General features: G+C 57.9%; 18 protein-coding genes and 1 tRNA gene. 10 read left to right on the plus strand and 9 right to left on the minus strand.

Annotated features, from left to right (window positions below):
* Positions 1-191 precede the first annotated feature (191 nt).
* Entirely contained in the window at positions 192-1265 is a 1074-nt protein-coding gene (locus QRN85_RS06565; protein ID WP_062588962.1) for a sensor histidine kinase, read from the plus strand.
* 12 nt (positions 1266-1277) lie between these two features.
* Here the strand turns inward: QRN85_RS06565 and QRN85_RS06570 are convergent, their stop codons facing one another.
* Both QRN85_RS06570 and QRN85_RS06575 read right to left on the minus strand, forming a co-directional pair.
* Complete coding sequence (locus QRN85_RS06570; RefSeq protein ID WP_062588961.1) at positions 1278-2000, minus strand: response regulator transcription factor; 723 nt, start codon at positions 1998-2000, stop codon at positions 1278-1280.
* On the minus strand, positions 1997-3226 hold the full coding sequence (locus tag QRN85_RS06575) for a GAF domain-containing sensor histidine kinase (protein WP_284756717.1): 1230 nt from the start codon (positions 3224-3226) through the stop codon (positions 1997-1999). Before QRN85_RS06575 ends, QRN85_RS06570 begins: the two co-directional genes overlap by 4 nt.
* Before the next feature lie 275 nt (positions 3227-3501).
* On the opposite strand from QRN85_RS06575, the gene QRN85_RS06580 reads away from it, so the two are divergent.
* From QRN85_RS06580 to QRN85_RS06600, 5 genes are all read left to right on the plus strand, one after another.
* Entirely contained in the window at positions 3502-4512 is a 1011-nt protein-coding gene (locus QRN85_RS06580; RefSeq protein ID WP_502870751.1) for an ABC transporter substrate-binding protein, read from the plus strand.
* Positions 4513-4613: 101 nt separating this feature from the next.
* Entirely contained in the window at positions 4614-6071 is a 1458-nt protein-coding gene (locus QRN85_RS06585; protein ID WP_284756713.1) for an ATP-binding cassette domain-containing protein, read from the plus strand.
* The gene (locus tag QRN85_RS06590; protein WP_284756711.1) at positions 6068-7012 is read left to right on the plus strand and encodes an ABC transporter permease; all 945 of its coding nucleotides are present in this window, start codon (positions 6068-6070) and stop codon (positions 7010-7012) included. Before QRN85_RS06585 ends, QRN85_RS06590 begins: the two co-directional genes overlap by 4 nt.
* Positions 7009-7959 carry an ABC transporter permease gene (locus tag QRN85_RS06595; RefSeq protein ID WP_284756710.1) on the plus strand — a complete coding sequence of 317 codons (951 nt, stop codon included), beginning with the start codon at positions 7009-7011 and terminating at the stop codon, positions 7957-7959. Before QRN85_RS06590 ends, QRN85_RS06595 begins: the two co-directional genes overlap by 4 nt.
* Before the next feature lie 38 nt (positions 7960-7997).
* Complete coding sequence (locus QRN85_RS06600) at positions 7998-8918, plus strand: SMP-30/gluconolactonase/LRE family protein (RefSeq protein ID WP_284756708.1); 921 nt, start codon at positions 7998-8000, stop codon at positions 8916-8918.
* A 67-nt stretch (positions 8919-8985) separates the two neighbouring features.
* On the opposite strand, the gene treZ is transcribed toward QRN85_RS06600, so the two are convergent.
* The 4 genes from treZ to QRN85_RS06620 all read right to left on the minus strand — a co-directional run bounded on the left by treZ (position 8986) and on the right by QRN85_RS06620 (position 12903).
* On the minus strand, positions 8986-10776 hold the full coding sequence (gene treZ / locus QRN85_RS06605; protein ID WP_284756707.1) for a malto-oligosyltrehalose trehalohydrolase: 1791 nt from the start codon (positions 10774-10776) through the stop codon (positions 8986-8988).
* Between the two features lie 54 nt (positions 10777-10830).
* Complete coding sequence (locus tag QRN85_RS06610; protein WP_284756705.1) at positions 10831-11994, minus strand: zinc-dependent alcohol dehydrogenase; 1164 nt, start codon at positions 11992-11994, stop codon at positions 10831-10833.
* 297 nt (positions 11995-12291) lie between these two features.
* Positions 12292-12367 (minus strand) — tRNA-Ala (locus tag QRN85_RS06615).
* 149 nt (positions 12368-12516) lie between these two features.
* The gene (locus QRN85_RS06620; RefSeq protein ID WP_062588948.1) at positions 12517-12903 is read right to left on the minus strand and encodes a TIGR02300 family protein; all 387 of its coding nucleotides are present in this window, start codon (positions 12901-12903) and stop codon (positions 12517-12519) included.
* A 226-nt stretch (positions 12904-13129) separates the two neighbouring features.
* Between QRN85_RS06620 and cmk the strand changes: the two genes are divergently transcribed.
* Both cmk and rpsA read left to right on the plus strand, forming a co-directional pair.
* A complete protein-coding gene (cmk, locus tag QRN85_RS06625) occupies positions 13130-13762 on the plus strand; it encodes a (d)CMP kinase (RefSeq protein WP_112963155.1) in 633 nt (210 codons plus the stop codon).
* A gap of 170 nt (positions 13763-13932) precedes the next feature.
* On the plus strand, positions 13933-15633 hold the full coding sequence (gene rpsA / locus QRN85_RS06630; RefSeq protein WP_062588945.1) for a 30S ribosomal protein S1: 1701 nt from the start codon (positions 13933-13935) through the stop codon (positions 15631-15633).
* 101 nt (positions 15634-15734) lie between these two features.
* Here rpsA and QRN85_RS06635 read toward each other — a convergent pair whose 3' ends face one another.
* The gene (locus QRN85_RS06635; RefSeq protein ID WP_284756704.1) at positions 15735-17345 is read right to left on the minus strand and encodes a hypothetical protein; all 1611 of its coding nucleotides are present in this window, start codon (positions 17343-17345) and stop codon (positions 15735-15737) included.
* A gap of 278 nt (positions 17346-17623) precedes the next feature.
* Complete coding sequence (locus QRN85_RS06640; RefSeq protein WP_113221300.1) at positions 17624-18250, minus strand: ribonuclease D; 627 nt, start codon at positions 18248-18250, stop codon at positions 17624-17626.
* 162 nt (positions 18251-18412) lie between these two features.
* Here QRN85_RS06640 and QRN85_RS06645 point away from each other — a divergent pair, with 162 nt between their 5' ends.
* Entirely contained in the window at positions 18413-18994 is a 582-nt protein-coding gene (locus tag QRN85_RS06645; protein ID WP_062588942.1) for a nucleoside 2-deoxyribosyltransferase, read from the plus strand.
* A gap of 17 nt (positions 18995-19011) precedes the next feature.
* A complete protein-coding gene (locus tag QRN85_RS06650) occupies positions 19012-19761 on the plus strand; it encodes an SDR family oxidoreductase (protein ID WP_113219706.1) in 750 nt (249 codons plus the stop codon).
* Between the two features lie 275 nt (positions 19762-20036).
* Here the strand turns inward: QRN85_RS06650 and QRN85_RS06655 are convergent, their stop codons facing one another.
* Positions 20037-21374 carry a Gfo/Idh/MocA family protein gene (locus tag QRN85_RS06655; RefSeq protein WP_284756703.1) on the minus strand — a complete coding sequence of 446 codons (1338 nt, stop codon included), beginning with the start codon at positions 21372-21374 and terminating at the stop codon, positions 20037-20039.
* Between the last annotated feature and the right edge of the window lie 157 nt (positions 21375-21531).

Raw genomic sequence — 21531 nt, forward strand, 5'->3', positions numbered from 1 at the left:
TCGGGCTGGCTGCTTTCTTGGAAAGTGAGGACGCGGTCCTGCGGTTTCAAGTGCTCTGCCACATCTTTCAGTTGCCGGTTGCGACCTGATGAATCGGTGCTTTCGCTCTTGCGGTTCCGGTCCCAAAAAAACCAGTGTGTGTCGGGCTTGCGGCGTGCTATGGAGGGCTGATCAGGAAAGCATTTTCACAGATGAATGACATTTCAAAAGACCAGCCAAGCCCTGCCAATATCGCCGATCTTCCCAATCTTGCAGCCGCGTTGGATGATGATCGTTTTCGGCAATTTCTCGACCATGTCCCCTTTGCGGTTGCTGTAGCCGAATTTGGCGACAGTGAGCAGATCGTCTATGGAAATCTCGAATTCGAGCGGTTGACGGCATTGCCTTCGGAGCAGCTGCAGGGCCAGCCATGGTCGGTGCTGCCTGTGGGCACCCCGCTTGCCGATGGTCCGGAACTGGCCGCTGCACTTTTGGAGAACGAGGAATATCTCGGCGCTTTCACCATTCAGACCGATGAGGCAACCCTCGTCGTGGATGCCTGGTCCAATACGATCGTCGATGAATCCGAAGAGCCGCTGTTTCGCCTTCTGGCCATGTCCTCGCGCGAAAGATCCGATGTCACGGCAGCGCTCAGTGAAAGCCTCGCGGAAAAGGATGTTCTCCTCAAAGAGCTGCAGCATCGGGTGAAGAACAATCTCCAGATGATCACGGCGCTCATCCGCATGGAAGCCCGCAACGCACAGGGCAAGGAAGAAAGCATTCAGTTCGGCCGGTTGGCAGGACGGATCGATGCGCTCTCTATCCTTTATCGGTCCCTCTATAGCGGCCAGGAAACAGAGACAGTCGATCTCGGCATTTATGTGAGCCAGATTGCGTCTTCGGTCATGGCGGCCCATGCCGTCGAGGGTATTCGTCTCGATCTCAAGATCGATACCTGGCCGGTCTCGGTCAACGTCGCCATGCCGGTTGGCCTCGTGATCAACGAACTCATGACAAATGCCCTGAAACACGCTTTTGTCGGGCGCGACAGCGGTTTGATCGCCGTTCGCTGTGTTGTGGACGATACTGGCTGCAAGATTCTTGTTACCGACGACGGCATAGGTCTTGCCGAAGCGTCGGATTGGCCAAGACGCGGCAAGCTCAGCGCCATGATCGTGGAATCGGTCAAACGAAACGCCAATGCCGAGATCACAGTGGAGTCTGAGCCGGGCAAGGGAATGACCGTGACGATTTCCTTCAAGCGCAGTGATGCGGTGGATGAGTAAGGTTCCGCGCCTTCAAGCGTGCCGTCGCAGCCAGTCCTGCAGATCAAGTTCGGCACGTTCCAGGGTGACCTGATTGAGCAGTTTGCGCAGCATTGCCTCGGTCACGGCGCGCGATCTGAAATTGTAGCGCGGTTCCTTGCCCGCTTCCGACCGCTCATAGACACCGAGCTTTTCGTAGATTTGCTGCAGGCGGTTCTGCACGCTCCTGAGTGAAAGGTTGCGGCGTCGCGCGATGATGCGGTCGGTCAGTCCGAGTGCGATGTCGATCAGCACTTCATATTCGGTTTCGCTGAAACCCTGCAGATGGCCAAGGCTCTTTTGCTGCATACCTCGTATTTCGCTGTCGATGACACATTGCGCCTCGATGAAGATGGATCGCAACGCCAGGCGAAGCCTCTCGTCGGAGGCCGATTTCAACACATATCCATAGGCGGCATTATCGGGCACGATGCGTGCAATGCCGCGCACATTGGCCTCGTCGGCATAATTGGACCAGAAAAGAATGCGCGTCTGCGGGCGCTCGCGCCAGATTGTCCGTGCGGCCTCTATGCCGTTTCGAGGGCTCATCTGCAGGTCCATGACGATCCACTCGAAATGGTGGTCACGGGCGAGCTTTTCGCCCGCCGTCCCGTCGCCAGCTTCCAGAACGAGGTCGCATTCCGGCAGCGCTGCTCTGACCGCTTCGTTGAGATAGGAACGATGAAGCGGATCGTCCTCCACGATGAGAACCTTCATGGGGTTTTCTCCTCCTGCGCAATCGGCAGCGTCACACGCACATAGGTTTTTCCATTCCTGCCACCACAGAAAAAGCGCGCTCCTATCAGCCGTGCGCGCACACGCATGTTCTCAAGTCCGCTGCCAATGTTCGTCTCGGTCTTGCCACCGCCGATGCCAATGCCGTTGTCGGATATGGCCAGCGTCAGCGCGTCGTCGTTACGCGTCAGGGCAACCGCTATGTGGTCCGCCTGGGAGTGGCGGATGGCGTTGTTGATGGCTTCCTGAGCGATGCGGAAAAGCGCAATGGCGACATTGGCCGGCAGCCTGCCGCTCTCGCCGTCGGAGCCGTCCTTCAGGCCCCAGGTCATGGACAGGCCGCTGTCACGGGTCGACCGTTCGAGATGGTTTTCGATGGCATCGACAAGGCCGAAAAGCTGCAGGACCGAAGGTCGAGCCTGTTCGATGATCTGACGCAGATCCTGCATTGATTGTTGCAGGCTGCGAAATAGCGGCTTCAGATCCTGACCGGGCACGGATGGCAGAAGGCTGAGCCGTTCCAGACGTTTGGCAAAGCGGGTCAGATCGCCAAGCGTCTGGTCATGCAGATCCATGCCGATCCGCTGTCGCTCCGCCTCCAGAAGTTCAGTCAGGCGCGCCGCGCCCTGCCGCAGCGCCTCCTCGCGCACACGGGCTGCGGCCTCCACAATGGCCGATTGCTTGGCCTGCTCGGCAGCCCTGATGGCATAGAAATAGGGGGCCAGAAGATCGCCGATGGATTGCGCGCGGGCAAGATCGCGCGGCCCGTAATGATCGACCGTCAGGCTGGAGAAGGACAACGCGCCGATGGTTTCGCCATGGACTTTCAAGGCAACATGCAGGCGGCTCTTGAGACCGTGTTCGTGGATCGGATCGCAGAACGAGCCCTCGAAATGAAACCGTGGATCGAGCGATGCATCGGCGGTAATGAAACTGTCCGTCTGGCCTTCGAGCAGCGCCCGCAACGGACTGTTTTCGATCAGCGCTGGCGGTCTTTTGCTCCAGTCGGTTTCCAGCCCGCTTTCATAGGCTGTGTGAAAGGTGCTGCCCGGCGCGATGATGCAGACATCCATGTGGTCGTGCGGAATGATCTGCGCGATTTCCTGCGCAACGGTACGAATGGCCGACTGGAAATCCAGCTGCCCTGCCAGCAGCCTGGCAATGGTCAGGTACTGGCGAAACGAAGAAGCCGCAGCGTCCTCAATCATGGTCTCCTCCCGGATACGCGCCACCCCTCCCGGACGTTGCGTATCGTCTCTATTCATTCCTTATCACAGGTCCCATGTCTTGCGGGAAACCGCAACTGATCTGCTAGAACCCGCAGCTGCGTGGCCCAGATGTGTCTGTACAGCATCTGGGAATTCGAGCATCATCATTGCCGCTGGAGGAACGCTCCAGAGAAAAAACTTCCGGAACTGACGTCGTTGAGGAGCGGCACCGGAAGAAGCCGGCGGGACTGGCACCCAGGGAGAGAGACATGACCATGAAATTCATTCTAGCGGCGACCGCTGCCGCCATGCTGAGCACTGTTGCATCTACGGCTGTTGCGGAAACGTCGGCCAAGAAGATTGCGCTGTCGAACAATTATGCCGGAAATTCCTGGCGTCAGGCCATGCTGACAAGCTGGGACAAGGTGACCAAGGACGCCGTCAAGTCCGGCGTCGTTGCGGCCGCCGATCCGTTCACCACGGCCGAAAATCAGGCGACCGAGCAGGCGGCGCAGATTCAGAACATGATCCTGCAGGGCTATGATGCGATTGTCGTCAATGCGGCATCGCCGACCGCGCTCAACGGCGCCATCAAGGAAGCCTGTGATGCTGGCATCACGGTCGTGTCCTTCGATGGTATCGTGACCGAGCCCTGCGCATGGCGCATCGCCGTCAACTTCAAGGAAATGGGCCGCAGCCAGGTCGAGTATCTTTCCAAGAAAATGCCCAAGGGCGGCAATCTGCTGGAAATCCGCGGCCTGGCCGGTGTCTTTGTCGATGACGAGATTTCTGCCGGCATCCATGAGGGCGTCAAGCAGTTCCCGCAGTTCAAGATCGTCGGCTCCGTGCATGGAGACTGGGCACAGGATGTGGCGCAGCGTGCCGTCGCGGGCCTTCTGCCAAGCCTTCCGGAAATCGCGGCTGTCGTGACCCAGGGTGGCGATGGCTATGGTGCGGCGCAGGCTTTTGAAGCCGCCAAGCGCCCGACGCCAACCATCATCATGGGCAACCGTGAAGACGAGTTGCAATGGTGGAAGAAGCAGAAGGATGCCAGCGGCTATGAAACCATGTCGGTTTCCATCGCGCCCGGTGTCTCGACGCTCGCCTTCTGGGTGGCGCAGCAGATTCTGGATGGCCAGGAGGTCAAGAAGGATCTGACAGTACCATTCCTCAGCATCGATCAGGCCAGTCTCGAAAAGAGCCTTGCAACGACCCAGAAGGGTGGCGTGGCCAATGTCGAATATTCGCTGGAAGACGCCAAGGCCGTCATTTCCTCCGCCAAGTAGGCGGGCACCGCACGGCAGGTGTTGAACGTTTCACCCGGCACGCTTTGCCGGGTGATGCATCATTGACTTGAAATCCCTTACACAAGAGACGGCAGCGTGGAATGACGGATATGTCAGAAACCGGGGCGGTGGTGTCGGTCCGCCAGGTCCGCGTCGAATTCGGTGCGGTCAAGGCGCTTGATGGCGTCGATTTTGAAATTCGCCCCGGAGAAGCGGTGGGGCTTGTCGGCCATAATGGTGCGGGCAAGTCGACTATCGTCAATGTCATCAATGGTGGATTGTCTCCGCATCACGGCCAGATCGCCTATGAGGGAGATGAGGGCGGTGGCATTGCCACGGCCCGCGCGCACGGCGTACGCTGCGTGTTTCAGGAACTGTCGCTTTGCCCCAACCTCACCGTTGTCGAGAACACCCGCCTGATGCATGGCGGGCTCTCAGGGCTTGGTTGGCGCAGCCGGGCGGCAACCCTTATCCGTTCCTCGCTCAACGATATCTTTCCCGGCCACGGTATCGATTGCCTCGCAACCGTCGGCTCGCTCTCCATCGCAGAACGGCAGATGGTGGAAATTGCCATCAATTTCCTCAGCGTTACCGAAGATCCGAAACTCGTCATTCTGGATGAGCCGACATCGTCGCTGGATGCCCAGCTTGCAGGGCAGTTGATGTCCCATGTACGCCGCTTTGTCGGCAGTGGCGGGGCGGTGCTGTTGATTTCCCACATATTGGGCGAAATCCTCTCCACCTCCAGCCGCATCGTCGTGATGAAGGATGGGCGTGTAGTGACCTCACGGCCGTCGCAGGATTTCACCGTCCGCAGCCTTGTGGAGGCCATGGGCAGCGTGGTCAAGGAAAGCACGCGCAACGCTACCTCCGTCGACGTCAGCGCCACAAAGGTCATTGACGTTCCCGCCGTCGCGGGTTCCACCATTCCCTTCCACGCCCACAAAGGCGAAATCATCGGCCTGGCCGGTCTGGGCGGGCACGGACAGACCGCGACGCTGCTTGACCTGTTTGCCGAAAGCAGCAGCAAATGGTTTCCCTCGGCCAGCAAACCAATGGCCTTCGTTGCGGGAGACAGGGCGCTGAACGGCACCTTCCCGCTCTGGAGCATCCTGCGCAACCTCACTATCGGCAATCTCCCCGCCCTTTCCCGGCGTGCGGCCGTCAACCGCAGCGCTGAAACGGCCTATGGCGAGGACTGGAAGCAGCGCATGGGCATTCGCACACCAGATATGACCAACCCCATCCTGTCACTGTCGGGCGGCAATCAGCAGAAGGTCCTGTTTGCCCGCGCGCTGGCGGGCGATGCCGCCATCGTTTTGATGGACGATCCCATGCGCGGTGTCGATATCGGCACCAAACAGGAGGTCTATGCCACATTGCGCCGCGAGGCCGCTGCCGGGCGAACCTTCATCTGGTACTCGACGGAAATGGATGAGGTACGGCTCTGCGACCGGGTCTATGTGTTCCGCGATGGCGTCATCGTGTCGGAACTGGAGGGCGACAGCATTACCGAGGACAATATCCTTGCCGCTTCCTTTGCGGGAGAGGCCGCATGAAAAACCCGCTGAACAATTTTCTGCCGATCCTCATTCCAGCCTTGTCGCTTTTGGTGCTGCTGTGTGCCGTGTTCTACATGCAGCCGCGCGCCATGAGCTATAACGGGCTTAATCTGCTGTTCAACCTGGCGGTTCCGATCGCGCTGGCCACCATCGCGCAGATGATCATCATGGCGGTGAACGATCTTGATCTGTCCATGGGCACCTTCGTCAGCTTTACCGCCTGCGTGACTGCGGTCTACATGCCGCAGCAACCGGTCTTTGCCTGCTTCATTCTGGCCTGCGCTGTCGGGGTCTATGCACTTCTCGGCGTTATCATCACCCTGCGCGATCTGCCCTCGATTGTCGTCACGCTCGGCATGAGTTTCGTCTGGGGTGGTCTCGCGGTGCTGATCCTGCCAGCACCTGGCGGCGAGGCCCCGGCATGGCTTCGCGCCGTGTTGATTTCAAAGCCGCCTATGGTGCCCATGGCCATTGTCGCCAGCGTGGTGATTGCTGTCGTCTCCCATCTGCTGATCATGCGCAGCACATTCGGCGTCCTGCTTCGCGGCGTCGGTGGCAACAGCCGGTCTGTTGCCCGCGCGGGCTGGTCCGTGCTGGCGCTGAAAGGTGCCGCCTATGCTACCGCTGCCTTTTTCGCCGTTGCTGCCGGCATGGCCCTTGTGGGGCTGACCACATCGGCGGATGCCAACATCGCCCTTCGCTACACCTTGCTGTCGATTGCGGGCGTCATCCTCGGTGGTGGTGAATTCGTTGGTGGCAAGGTCTCGCCGGTTGGTGCCGTCATCGGCGCGCTAACGCTTACCCTCGCCGGGTCCTTCCTGTCCTTTCTGCGCATTTCGCCGGATTGGCAGATCGGCGCGCAGGGCGGCATCCTCATCATCGTGCTGGCCTTGCGCCTTGTCATCAATCGCCGCGGACGGCAGGAGAAGACGCTATGAACCGCCTGGCGAAGCTTTCCCGAAAGCCCTGGCTGTGGTCCTTCGTTGCCGCCCTCGCAACGTGGCTTGTGACCATTCTCTTTACCGGCGGCGCCAGCACGGCCAGCCTTTCGCAGGCCACGCTTACCTTCGCCGCTTTCTCCGTTATCGTCGGTCTGGGGCAGATGCTAGTCATTACGCTCGGGCCGGGTAATGTCGATCTTTCCGTTCCGGCAACGATCACGCTATCAGGAACGGTGGCGCTGAAGGTCATGGATGGGCAGGACAACATGATCCTGCTCGGCCTTCTGGTCTCTGTTACGATTGGCCTTGTCATCGGCATTCTTAATTATGGCCTGATCAAATATCTGCGCATACCGCCCATCATCGCCACCCTGTCGATGAGCTTTCTCGTGCAGTCCTCGGCCATCTGGTACAATCGCGGCCTGCGGGTCAAACCGCCTGAAGCGCTCGCCTCCTTCAGCACAGGCACAAGTTTCGGGGTGCCCAACACGGCCATCGTTGCGCTTCTCATGTCGCTTTGTGTCTGGTGGCTGCTGGACAGATCAATGTTCGGGCGCTGGATTTCTGCCATCGGACAGAACGCCTTTGCAGCCCGCATGGCCGGAATTGCCGTGGATGGTTGCCGGTTGGCCACCTATGTCCTTTGTGCCGTCCTTGCCTCCGTCTGCGGTTATCTTCTGGCCAGCTTTTCCGGCGGTGCCGCACTCAACATGGGCGCGGAATATCTGCTTATGTCGATTGCGGTCGTCGTTATCGGCGGGTCGGCGGTGGCGGGCGGAAACTCCAATGTGCCCGGCATCTGGGGCGCCTCGTTGTTCATGTTCCTGGTCGTGTCGATGCTAAATACTTACGGGTTCGGTGCCGGTGTGCGGTTGATCATGACGGGTCTCATCATCATCAGTGTCATCGTTGTTGCCAGCCGACCCGCCGGATCGGCGCGTTGAACAGCATGAAATCACAACAACAATTACCGGAAACCATCATGCCGAACGCCCGCGCCGGGATTTACGAAATCCACGATCCACGCTTCCGCCACCTGATTGTCCCGAGTTCGGCTCTGGAAGAATTGTACAGCGGTTGCCGCTGGGCCGAGGGGCCGGTCTGGTTCGCTGATCTGGAATGCGTGATTTTCAGCGATATCCCGAACCAGCGTTTGCTGCGCTACGCATCCGGCGGCGACGTTTCCATTTTTCGAACACCGTCCAACTTCGCCAACGGCAACACACGGGATCGAGAGGGCCGCTTGATCACATGCGAACATGGCGGGCGCCGCGTAACGCGTACCGAACTGGATGGCCGCATCACGGTGCTGGCCGAAAGCTTTGAAGGCAAGCGGCTGAATTCTCCCAACGACGTGGTTGTCAGGTCGGATGGCAGCATCTGGTTTACCGATCCAAGCTACGGCATCATGTCGGATTATGAGGGCTATAAGGCGAAGCCCGACCTTGCCACCCGCAACGTGTTTCGTCTCGATCCTGTAAGCGGAGACCTCACCATCGTCGCAGATGATTTCGGCCAACCTAACGGCCTTGCGTTCTCTCCCTGCGAAAAATTCCTCTACATCGCTGACTCGGCTTCGAGCCATGACGAGACATGGCCAAGACACATCCGTGTCTTTGACGTGATGGATGGCTGCCGTCTGACCAATGGCCGTGTTTTTGCAACCATCGACAAGGGGTTGCCGGACGGCTTTCGTCTGGACACTGAGGGAAATGTCTGGACGAGTGCTGGAGATGGAGTCCACTGTTTTGCGCCTGATGGAACGCTTCTCGGCAAAATCCTTGTGCCGCAGACAGTTGCAAACCTTACCTTTGGTGGTCCGCGCCGCAACCGCTTGTTCATTACGGCAACTAGGTCGCTATATTCCGTGTATGTCTGCGCCACCGGTGCCCAGCACCCCTGACGCAGTCTGAGAGTCTCACCTCGGAAGAGGTCGATTTCCGGCCCTATGCAGGCCGGAAATCAGCACATCAGGGATGTTTGAAGAAAAACGAAACGCTTCGGGGAATGACATCTGAAGAAGCCGCAGCAGTCTGTTCCGGCCATATAAGTTCTCCGACATCATGGACGGAAACGGGCTGATTGGAAAGATTGAGGCGCAACTGCAGGATGGCTCTTCCTATTTTCCAGTCGACAAACACGCAGTCGTCTGGCGCCTCCACCACGCGGCCGGAATATGCTCCAGCTTCTGGAAGCCAGGGCATGATTGTCTCACGACGAATTTCGATCAACCGCCGCAGCAGGGCGGACCATTCCTTGCCATCAGCGGTATCCGCCTTCGCCCAATCTAGCTTTGATCCTTCGAACGTGGCCTTAGCATTGGGGTCGGGAATATCCTTCTCTGATTTTCCTTCAGGATAGCCGCCGAAATTCTCGGCCTGTGGCGGCCGATTATCGCGGATGGATTTCGCCAGTTCCCCCGTGTAGTCGGAAAAGAAATGGAACGGCCTTTCGTCCTTATAGGTGTCCCCCATAAACAGCAGCGGCACCTGCGGGGACAAGATCAGCATCGCCGTCAGTGCCCGGTAAAAATCATCGTCTGCTGTCATATGCAGCCGGTCGCCCATGGCCCGGTTCCCAACCTGATCGTGATTTTGCAGGAAGTGAATGAAGGCGGTAGGGGGCAGGCATTCGCTCGGAGGAAGCTCCGTGCCGACAATCGGCTCGCCAGGCTCCAGATATCCGTCGGACATGATCTTGCGCAGCTTGTCGAATGGGTGGTCGGCAAATTTTTCAAAGATACCGGACGTTTCGCCGGTGGCTATGCGACGGATGACATGGTGGAATCCGTCATTCCAGTCCGCAATAAAAAGCCCCTCCGTGAGAAGGTCAGTGCCATTCGGCGGGTTTTCGATCATCAGATGCACCTGACGGTCGGTGAAAGACCGCCGCACCGTTGAGGAAATTTCCTCGAGAATATGAGGCTTGGTGTCATCCTTGATCGCGTCTACCGCATCCAGCCGTAGACCATCCAGGTGATACTCTCTCAGCCAATGGATCGCATTGTCGATAAAATAGCGTCTTACGGGCTGTCGACTGAAATCGATTTGCGCACCCCAGTCGTTGTCTTGCCCCTCGCGGAAGAACTCAGGCGCGTAGACGCCGAGGAAGTTCCCCTCGGGGCCAAAGTGATTATAAACGACGTCGAGGAAAACCATCAGGCCGAGCCGATGCGCCTTGTCAACGAAGGCCTTCAGGTCATCGGGAGAGCCATAGGCGCTATGGGGCGCATATTGCAGCACGCCATCGTAGCCCCATCCCCTTGATCCAGGGAAATGCGCGAGCGGCATGATTTCGACCGCAGTTATTCCGATCTGTGCAATGTGTTCGAGCTTTTCCGCTGCCGCCGCAAAGGTTCCCGCTTCCGTAAAGGTACCTATGTGGATCTCCTGGACCAGCGTTTCGTGCCAGGGTCGCCCGCGCCAGTCCTGGTTTTCCCAGTTGTAAGCACGGGGGTCGGTCAGCACCGACGGGCCGAAAACATCGCCCAATTGCTGGCGCGAGGCTGGATCTGCCACCACGCGCCCGTCGTCCAGCACGAACCCGTAAGTTTCGCCGAATGGCTGGTGGTCGATGAAGACATCAAACCAGCCATCGTCGGAACGGGTCATCGCATGATCGCCGGAAAGGCGGAGTTTTACCTGTTGCTGAGCGGGAGCCCACAGGCGAAATCTTGTTCCGCCTGCAACAAAGACAGGTCCCCAGGCTTCTTCGGCCCGGCTGTTTCCCTGTCCATCCTTAAGAGCCAGATTATCAAGCATGTAACGAACCCTGTAATTGCAAAAATACTGACGCTTTTGTTGCTCGCTCGGGTGTCAACCGTGCGGGCGAATGACGACCTTTACGCAACCATCGGTCTTGTCGCGGAAAGTCTTGTAGGCATCTGGCCCTTCTTCGAGGCCAATGCGGTGCGTGATCAGGAACGATGGATCAATCTTGCCATCCACAATCAACTGCATCAGTGGCTCAAGGTAGCGCTGGACATGCGTCTGCCCGGTTTTCATGGTCAGGCCCTTGCCCACAAAGGCACCGAGCGGCGTTGGTACGGCAGAGCCGATGAAAACGCCGGGGAGTGAAACTGTGCCACCGGGGCGGCATGCAAGAATGGCCTGGCTGAGGGCGTAGGGCCGCTCTGTCGATGTTATCTTGCTCTGAAGCGTTTCCATGACGCCTCCGGTCCCATGGCTTTCCATGCCGACAGCCTCGATTACGGCGTCGGGCCCCTGGCCGTTGGTCATGTCGAGAATGCGCTGCTGCAAGTCTTCGTCATCATAATCCAGCGTTTCAGCGCCAGACTGCTGGGCAAGTGCCAGACGTTCCGGAATTGTGTCGATAGCGATGACGCGTTCTGCACCCAAGAGGAAAGCAGACTTGATTGCGAAAAGGCCTACGGGTCCGCAGCCAAATACGGCAATGGTCTGCCCGGGTTTGATATCGCAATTTTCCGCGGCCATATAACCTGTCGGAAAAATGTCACTTAGAAACAGCACTTGTTCGTCGCTGAGACCTTCAGGCACCTTGATGGGCCCGACATCCGCGTAGGGAATACGAAGATATTCAGCCTGGCCACCAGGGAATCGGCCGTACATTTCGGAGTAGCCAAACAGTCCGGCTGTGGGATAACCGATTTGCTTGGCCTGCATTGCGCCGGATGGGTTTGAACGTTCGCAAAGCGAAAACAGGCCGCTCTTGCACATGCGGCAATCGCCGCAGGAAATGGTGAATGGGACGACGACCCGGTCTCCAACCTTAAGCTTGGAATTTCCGCGGCCGACTTCCACCACTTCGCCCATGGTCTCGTGGCCCATGACATCACCTGAATGCATGCCGGGCACGAACCCGCCATAAAGGTGAAGATCCGATCCACAGATTGCGCAACTGGTGACCTTGATGATCGCGTCCCGGTCGTCCTGGATGATCGGGTCATCCACCACTTCACAACGAATATCGCCGCTTCCGTGCCATGTCAGAGCTTTCATGTGGGCGTTCCTTCTTGCTGAGTTCCAGAAGACGGATCAGGCCAACGGTCAAACTCCACCAGCCCCAAAATATTGAGGACAAGCGTCGTTCGGTTGTGATGGTCTTTTCAGTCAGGTTGAATGGGGAACACGCCAGAGGACCGAATGTTCCTCGATATTATCGCACGGCAAACAGGACGCGGACTGTTTCTTCGATCAAACGCGCATGAACGACGCAACAGCAACGTATTCGGTCAAGTATGAGCAATGCGCCGGATGATGATTTGAAATAGCGTGGAGAAACGAATTTGAAGGATTTGGTGGAGCTAAGCGGGATCGAACCGCTGACCTCTTGCATGCCATGCAAGCGCTCTCCCAGCTGAGCTATAGCCCCATAAGGGTTCCGGCATTTATCCGGTTCCGGGAACCGAAGCGTTTGATTGCGTTCGGTGGCGGCTTGATACTTGCGCTGTGGTGCATTGGCAAGCCGAAAAATTCGCCCGACGACATTTTTTTGACGCCGGGCGAAAAATTGTGTGGAAATCAGGACTCGTCGTCGTCGCCGTTCACGCCGATGATGTCGGAAACATCGTCGTCATCTTCGTCTTCGTCGGCTTCCAGGAATGTATCGTCGTCATCGTCGAGTTCGACATCGTCGTCGCCGTCGATATCTGGAATTTCATCAGCGCTGGCATCGCCATCGGCGTCTTCCAGAGGCACCAGTTCGACTTCCGTGTTTTCGGTATCGACTTCGGCAACATCTTCCTCTTCAGCCTGCTCCATCTTGGCAGCGGCAGTCGTTTCCTCGAAGAAGGAAAGCGGCCAGGACTTGCCCGTATAAGGAGATACGATGGGATCGCGGTTCAGGTCGTAGAATTTCTTGCCGGTATCCGGGTCTGTGCGCTTGGTTCCAAGGTCCGCTTTTGCCACTGTCTAAGCCTCAAATTGTGAGATGAGTTCGGTGTTTACGCCGTGTTTCCGGCAGTAGACGGTAAATTCTAGCCGGTCCCATTAATCGCTGATGCCTTTCCTGTCAAAGATAAACTTCAAGAGCGGTCTGAGCGCCCCAGGTTCACGCCTCTCTTGATGATCGGTATCGGCACTTATAAGAAGCACCAGCATCATCCTTCGTTACGCCAGAGCAGGATATATTATAATGACTTTCACCATTGCTATCGATGGTCCAGCTGCCGCAGGCAAAGGCACGCTGTCGCGAAGGATCGCCGAGGTCTACGGCTTTCACCATCTGGACACGGGTTTGACGTATCGCGCCACAGCCAAGGCATTGCTGGATGCTGGCTTGCCGCTGAATGACGAGACCGTGGCCGAGCGGACGGCGCTGACGCTGGATCTGGCGGGGCTGGACCGCGCTGTGCTGGCAAGGCATGAGGTGGGGGAGGCCGCCTCCAAAGTGGCGGTCATGCCGGCTGTAAGGCGCGCGTTGGTTGAGGCGCAACGTGGCTTTGCGGGCAAGGAGCCGGGCACGGTGCTGGATGGCAGGGATATCGGTACGGTCGTCTGCCCGGATGCGCAGGTAAAGCTCTATGTCACGGCTTCGCCGGAGGTCCGTGCGCGACGCCGATATGACGAGATTGTTGCCTCTGGCAATGCCGCGGATTTCGACGCCGTTTTCGCGGATGTGAAGACGCGTGATGAGCGCGATATGGGTCGCGCCGACAGTCCGTTGAAACCAGCTGAAGACGCGCACTTGCTTGATACGTCGGAAATGGGTATAGAGGCGGCGTTTCAGGCAGCCAAGTCGATCATCGATGCTGCTCTGAAGAAATGAGATTTGCGGGGATCCCGAAAGTTCGGACCCCGTTTAGACCGGAATGTCCCGAAAGCATGTCCTGCGCCGGAAAGCCTCACAATGTTCAAGAGGCGGGCATGGATTTCGGGAGTGATCAACGCGAACCCCCGGCGCTTTGTGTTCCTTGCGGAGCACTCTCAGGAGATTTAATGTCAGTAGCTACACCCACGCGCGACGATTTCGCAGCCCTGCTCGAAGAGTCCTTTTCTTCCAACGACCTTGCTGAAGGCTATGTTGCCAAAGGTATCGTTACGGCGATCGAAAAGGATGTTGCAATCGTTGACGTCGGCCTCAAGGTCGAAGGCCGCGTTCCGCTGAAGGAATTCGGTGCGAAGTCCAAGGACGGCACTCTCAAGGTCGGCGACGAAGTCGAAGTTTATGTTGAGCGCATTGAAAACGCTCTGGGCGAAGCCGTTCTGTCGCGCGAGAAGGCTCGCCGCGAAGAGAGCTGGGTCAAGCTCGAAGCCAAGTTCGAAGCTGGCGAGCGCGTCGAAGGCGTTATCTTCAACCAGGTCAAGGGTGGCTTCACCGTCGATCTGGATGGCGCTGTTGCCTTCCTTCCGCGTTCGCAGGTCGACATTCGTCCGATCCGCGACGTAACGCCTCTGATGCACAACCCGCAGCCTTTCGAAATCCTCAAGATGGACAAGCGTCGCGGCAACATCGTTGTATCGCGTCGTACGGTTCTTGAAGAGTCCCGCGCCGAGCAGCGTTCTGAAATCGTTCAGAACCTCGAAGAAGGCCAGGTTGTTGACGGCGTCGTCAAGAACATCACCGATTACGGTGCGTTCGTTGACCTCGGCGGCATCGACGGCCTGCTGCACGTCACCGACATGGCATGGCGCCGCGTCAACCATCCTTCGGAAATCCTTAACATTGGCCAGTCGGTCAAGGTTCAGATCATCCGTATCAACCAGGAAACCCACCGTATCTCGCTCGGCATGAAGCAGCTCGAGTCGGATCCATGGGATGGCATCTCTGCCAAGTACCCGGTTGGCAAGAAGATCTCTGGTACCGTCACGAACATCACCGACTACGGTGCATTCGTCGAGCTGGAGCCAGGCATCGAAGGCTTGATCCACATTTCCGAAATGTCCTGGACCAAGAAGAACGTACATCCCGGCAAGATCCTGTCCACAAGCCAGGAAGTCGACGTTGTCGTTCTCGAAGTCGATCCTTCCAAGCGCCGTATTTCGCTCGGTCTCAAGCAGACCCTCGAAAACCCATGGCAGGCATTTGCCTACAGCCATCCGGCCGGCACTGAAGTTGAAGGCGAAGTCAAGAACAAGACCGAATTCGGCCTGTTCATCGGCCTCGAAGGCGACGTTGACGGCATGGTTCACCTGTCCGATCTCGACTGGAACCGTCCAGGCGAGCAGGTCATCGAGGAATACAACAAGGGCGATACCGTCAAGGCCGTCGTTCTGGATGTAGACGTCGAGAAGGAACGCATCTCGCTCGGTATCAAGCAGCTCGGCAAGGATGCTGTCGGCGAAGCCGCAACATCTGGCGAACTTCGCAAGAACGCCGTTGTTTCCGCTGAAGTCATCGGCGTGAACGAAGGTGGCATCGAAGTGAAGCTCGTTGCACACGAAGACCTCACATCCTTCATCCGCCGCAACGACCTGGCACGTGATCGTGACGATCAGCGTCCTGAGCGTTTCTCGGTTGGTCAGGTTCTCGACGCACGCGTCGTCAACTTCTCCAAGAAGGATCGCAAGGTCATGCTTTCGATCAAGGCTCTGGAAATCGCAGAAGAGAAGGAAGCTGTTGCTCAGTTCGGTTCGTCCGACAGCGGCGCTTCGCTCGGCGACATCCTTGGCGCGGCTCTGAAGAACCGCGGCGAGTAATCGTCCCTGCCTTTGAAATGAGAAACCCGCCGGAGCAATCCGGCGGGTTTTTTAGTTTTTGTCGCCCCATGCAGGCGCCAGCTGTTCGATCTGCTCACGTCTCAGGACGCGTCGCTCATCCGCAGATAATAGGATTCGGCACTGCCCGCCGATGCATCATCATTCGCGCCGTCGGAAAGGGAACGGTCGATAATCTCGTCATTGGCGGCCGCACGCTCCTCCTGTTCGGAGCCGCCATCTGGTTGGCTTTCGCCACTGTCCTCCTCATATCCGCCTTCGGAGGATGGCCACCGCCCGCGCGGCGGCGCATCGCCCTCATGCTCGTCTTCTCCAGCGGGATAATGAACGAAGGGAAGCGGAATTCCTTCCTTGGCCATCATCGCTGCTGCTGCGGAATGCGGGCCGGGTTGGGTAAAAAGGGCGGCATCCAGCTCTGTCGCCGGTCCTGATCTATGCGCGACGGCTGCCTCGTGGCGCGGCAGTGTGCCCGAGACCGCGTCTTCCTGCGCACTGTCCTTCGTTGAGGCCGGCATGTTTGGCGATGCCATAGCGTGCTGCTTTGCGAGCTGCTCATCCTGAGGCGGGAGGGCCTGCGGCGGCAGTCCGATTGCCTCATCCAAAACCTGCGCCTGGGCTGGGGGTGATCGAAGAAGCGCAGCCAGAAGCAGGCCTTCCATGTCCTTGGCTGAAGCAGCAGCGAATGGGTGGGGCAAAGCGGAAGGGGCCTTACCATCAGCGGATTGGAGTGGTGCTGTCGGTGCCCTTCCGATGGTTGCCGTCTCTTCGGGCAGCGTGGTCCTGACGGCATGTACATCCACCGAAAGGTTCTGAGCCTGAGGCGGTATAGGACGCATTGCCGATGCAGGTGGGAATTCGCCGTCACTTCCTCCTGCTATTGCAAGCGTGGCCCCGGGCGCGACAGATGTTATGCTCGCGGACCCGGCAGCCGGTGTGGGTACAGAGGCCTGCGCTGGCAGTGCTGTCGCGTTACTTATGCGGATGGGCGGGTTACCCGAAGACGCCGCGGGTGGCGTCAGGCTTGCGCTTTGCGAGGGGGTGCCAATCCCTTGTGATTGAGACAGCGGGCGAGGCATCTGCTCGTCTCCGCTACCCAGCAGCAAGGCGGTTTTCGCTGCTTCCGAGATTGGGCTGGTGGGCAGGGCTGGTGCGATGGAAACACCCCGAACCGGCAGCGGCAGCGCTGTCAGGTTGGCGGGTATCAGATCCTGCAAATAGGAAGAGATCGGCGGCTTGGCGCCGCGCGCGCCGCCGCTGGAACGGGCAAGTTCAAACATGACGGCAAGCCGCGCCGCATCTGGCCCTGCCGAGTTTCTGAGGGCATCAGTGAGCATGGAAAGGGTGACGCCGCGCAGGATGGTACCCAATTGCTTTTCCAGCGCGGCACGTTCGTCGGCAGGCAGGGACTGCATCGTGATCACAAGGCGATCGATATAGGCTTCGGCCGCCTCGCCATCCATGCGGGCAATGTTCAGCAGTTTTCCGAGTGTTTCGGCAAGGACACCGGCATTCTGTGCCAGACGCAGTTCTCCTGAAACCGCGCGCGCCATTGCGCTGGCCCCCGCTGTTGCATCTTCCTGCTCAATCTGGAGCGGAGCGATTGCCGCAGCCGCCGGTATTACGTTTTCCGCACGGGTGCTGGCTGGCTGAAAAGAGATATCAACCGCCGAAACGGCGCTGACAGGCGGCAGCATGGCAGCAATTCCTTGTTGTTGATAGGCCGGAACGTCCTGCGCCGACGCGTATCAGCTACATTCGCACCTTTCCCGGATGGGAATCTCTGCGACATCACAGGTCCTATGGGCGACCGCTCATGCGGTGCGTGGATCGCTCAAGGTCGCGGGTCTTGCAAACCAATAGCGAAACGGAAATGTCGAATCATCTAAGGAGAGAGTGACCGCAAAAGATTAACGATCCGCTAACCAAGGTGGCGCGAAGTCAATGTCATTTTACGTATCAGGGGTGCCGACGATCAGCTGTGGGCGAAAATATCGGTGTCTTCCCAGCCAAGCAGATCAAGCTTGGCTCTGGTGGGAAGGAATGCAAAGCAGGCTTCGGCGTGCTCATAGCGGCCATCGCGCAGCAGGCGGGCAGTCAGCTTGTCACGCAGGGCGTGGAGGTAAAGAACGTCGGAAGCCGCATACTCCAGCTGGGCCTGGGAAAGCTTTTCAGCCGCCCAGTCGGAGGATTGCTGCGCCTTGGAGATGTCGACTTCAAGCAGTTCCTTCAGATTGTCCTTCAGCCCGTGCCGATCCGTATAGGTGCGGCAAAGCCTCGATGCGATCTTGGTGCAGAAGACCGGGGAGGATGTGACACCGAAGGTGTGGAACAGCACAGCGATATCGAAACGCCCATAGTGGAAGATTTTCTGACGCGCGGGATCTTCCAGCATGGCAACCAGATTCGGGGCTGACGTCTGTCCGGCGGCGATGCGAATGACGTCTGCGCTGCCATCGCCGGAGGAAAGCTGCACGACACAAAGGCGATCTCGACGCGGTATCAGGCCAAGCGTTTCCGTGTCGATGGCGATTGCGCCGGTGTAGCGGTCAGCATCGGCCTTTGAAATATCGCCTTCATGATAACGGATCGTCGCTGCCATTCTTCTCTCCACGGCTGGATTGGTGTTGGGGCTATAACCGAAAGCGCTTGATTGCGATACCGCTTCATCGCGCTTTTCATGGCGGATGCGGCCTTGCGCGGCCATGAAGGCGCGCGGTAGGGTGCCTTCCTAGTCTCTGGTTCTTAAAAGTGCTTCATCCCCATGTCAGTCAAAATTTATCTCGCCGGCCCGGAAGTCTTTCTGCCGAATGCACGTGAAATGCTGGACGCAAAGGCAGACCTTGCCCGTCAGGCAGGCTTTACGCCCCTTTCTCCGGGCGACTTGGAAATACCACCCGCGGATACGAAAATTGGCCATGGGTGCAATATCAATGCCATCGACGAGCAAATGATGCTCGAAGCGGATGCTGTCATCGCCAACCTCACACCCTTTCGCGGTATTGCCGCCGATACTGGCACAAGCTACGAGTTGGGCTTCATGTGTGCCCTCGGCAAGCCGGTTTTTGCCTATACCAATATCGCCGCCAATCACTTTACGCGCATCCTGGGCCATTATGGTGGGGTGGCGACGCAGGACGAAACAGGACGGTACCGGGGCCCCGATGGACTTTCCATTGAGAATTTCGATATGGCGGACAATCTCATGCTCCATGGCGGCATCGTTCGGCGAGGCGGTGCCGTCGTCGTGGGCGACGCGCCGGCAGATGCAATTTACACCGACCTGACGGCCTTCAGGGAATGCCTTCGACGGGCAGCCGAGACACTTCTTAAAAAGACAGCTTGATAGCGGGAGATATTCATATGAGCGGAACAATTCTCATCACCGGGGCGACCTCGGGATTCGGTCTGGCGACCGCCCGTCTCTTCGCGAGGGACGGCTGGAAAGTCATTGGCACGGGCCGCCGCGCAGATCGTCTTGCGGCATTGGCAGACGAACTCGGCAAGAACTTCCACAGCATGGTTTTCGATATTACCGACGAAGCGGCGATGGCATCGCAATTTGCGGCCTTGCCAGCGGAATTTCGAGACGTAGACATATTGGTGAACAATGCTGGGCTGGCACTTGGCACAGCGCCAGCACCCCAGGTTCCGCTCAAGGACTGGCACACCATGGTCAACACAAACATCACCGGTCTGTTGAACATCACGCATCACCTCCTTCCAGGTCTCATAGAGCGGCGTGGCGTCGTCATAAACCTGTCCTCCGTCGCCGCCCACTGGCCCTATGCCGGTGGCAATGTCTATGCCGCCACAAAAGCCTTTCTGCGCCAGTTTTCTCTGGGGCTGCGCTCTGACCTGCATGGCAAGGGTGTGAGGGTTACGTCAATCGAACCCGGCATGTGCGAAACCGAGTTTACCGTGGTGCGGACGGGCGGCAATCAGGATGCGTCGGATACGCTCTACAAGGGCGTCAATCCCATTATGCCGGATGATATCGCCAACACGATCCACTGGGTCGCGACCCAGCCCAAGCATATCAACATCAACAGCATTGAGATAATGCCGGTTAACCAGTCCTTTGCCGGGTTTCAGGTGCACAGGGACAGCTGATCACGCACCCCCAACAGGAATGTGATGAAAAACCGGGCACAGTTTAGCCACCTATGCAATAAATGCATTGCTGCATTGCGAGACTGGCTCTGTTAAATTCCGGCAGCGTCGCTATATTTAAATCATCGAAGCGACGCACTCCTCCTCCCAGCGTCGCGAGATGTGGATCGACAACACTCCTCCTCCCAGTTGTCGATCAAGTTTAAAGCCTGCCGCACCTCCTCCCGCGGCAGGCTTTTCCACTTTCTGGGACATTTATCTCCATTCAGTCAGCACTAAATCCGGATGCCACGTGATCTCAGCATTGTCTGGATATCAACGGCAGATCCCGTTTCGATGGATGCGTTTGCCGCTATGCCCGTCAGAATGGACCATGCGCCGGATATATGGTCCGATGCGCGGCTGTGGCGGTCCGGCTCCATGGTATCGGGCGCAAATATGTAGCCAAGCATGACAGGATCAGCGCCGCCATGGGTGCCCTTGCCCTGAGCCACGTCGATCATCACCGGCTTCTCGCCCGCCAGGTGCAACTCCGTCGTCACCGCTTCCTCATCGGCATGAGCGCGAACGCCACCAAAGACGCCATGCACTTCGACATGCTTGTGCGTAATTTCCCCCTTCGTGCCTTGAAAACGGATTTCCAGGCCTTCCCATGGAGAGTAAGCGGTCAACGTATAGTTGGCGGTTACGCCGGAGGCGTAGCGGATATGGGCCTGCATCGTGTCCTCTATGCCGATATCGGCATCGAACACGCAACGATCGCGAAAATAGCCATCCTCGTCCTCGGCATCGAGGTAAAGAGAGCGCAATTGCTCGTCTGCGGAAAGATCCAGCCGGAAGGCGCATCGCTGCGCCACGGGACAGTCTGCGCAACGGGGCCCATGGTCCTGCAACCCCAAAGCAACGGCGGTTTCAGGACGGTAGAAGGCGCGTTGGCCAGAAGCAAAAACCTGTGTTGGCGCCGATGCCAGCCACCAGTTGAGCAGATCGAAATGGTGCGTGGATTTATGGACGAGAAGGCCGCCTGAATTTTCCTTCTGCCTGTGCCAGCGCCGGAAGTAATCCGCGCCATGGACGCGGTCGAGGTGCCAGCGGAAGTCTACGGCGGTCACGGTGCCAATCACGCCGGATGCCAGCATGTCCTTGATCTGCGTGCGGGCAGGCGAATAACGGTAGTTGAAGGTCACCATGACCTTGCGTCCCGTGCGGGCCTGCGCATCGACAATCTGCTTCAATCTGGCAAGATCGATCGTCAGGGGCTTTTCGCAGATAACATCGCATCCCGCTTCAAATGCACGCACGATATAATCCGAATGCAGGAAATCCGGCGTTGCGACCACGATCGTATCAGGCTTCTGCTCGGCAATCAGCTGGTCGAAATTCTCGGCAAGGTAGGTGGGAACGCCGTTGGTGCCGGGCCTGGAAATCGCCTTTGCAGCCTCTCCCAGCCGATGAGCATTGCTGTCACACAAGGCGACGATTTCGTGCCTGTCCGCATAATCTTCAGTCACGGAATCTCGGAACATCTTGTGACGCGATCCGCACCCTACAATGGCGATTTTCACTGCTTTACCCTTTGCTTTGCGTATCTGACCGCAGCGACATGCCCGCATCAACGATCTGAAGGTCGTAACGTAAATTGGTAGTATCTAACATTAAAGTCATAATATGATTTCATGGCAAGCGGAATTGCGATGCTGCAATGCACTCATTTCACCGGCGCGGGCAAAGAAAAAGGCGACCCTAAGGCCGCCTCTTTTGGTTTTCTGC

Source organism: Agrobacterium sp. fls2-241-TYG-188a (genome assembly GCF_030209845.1).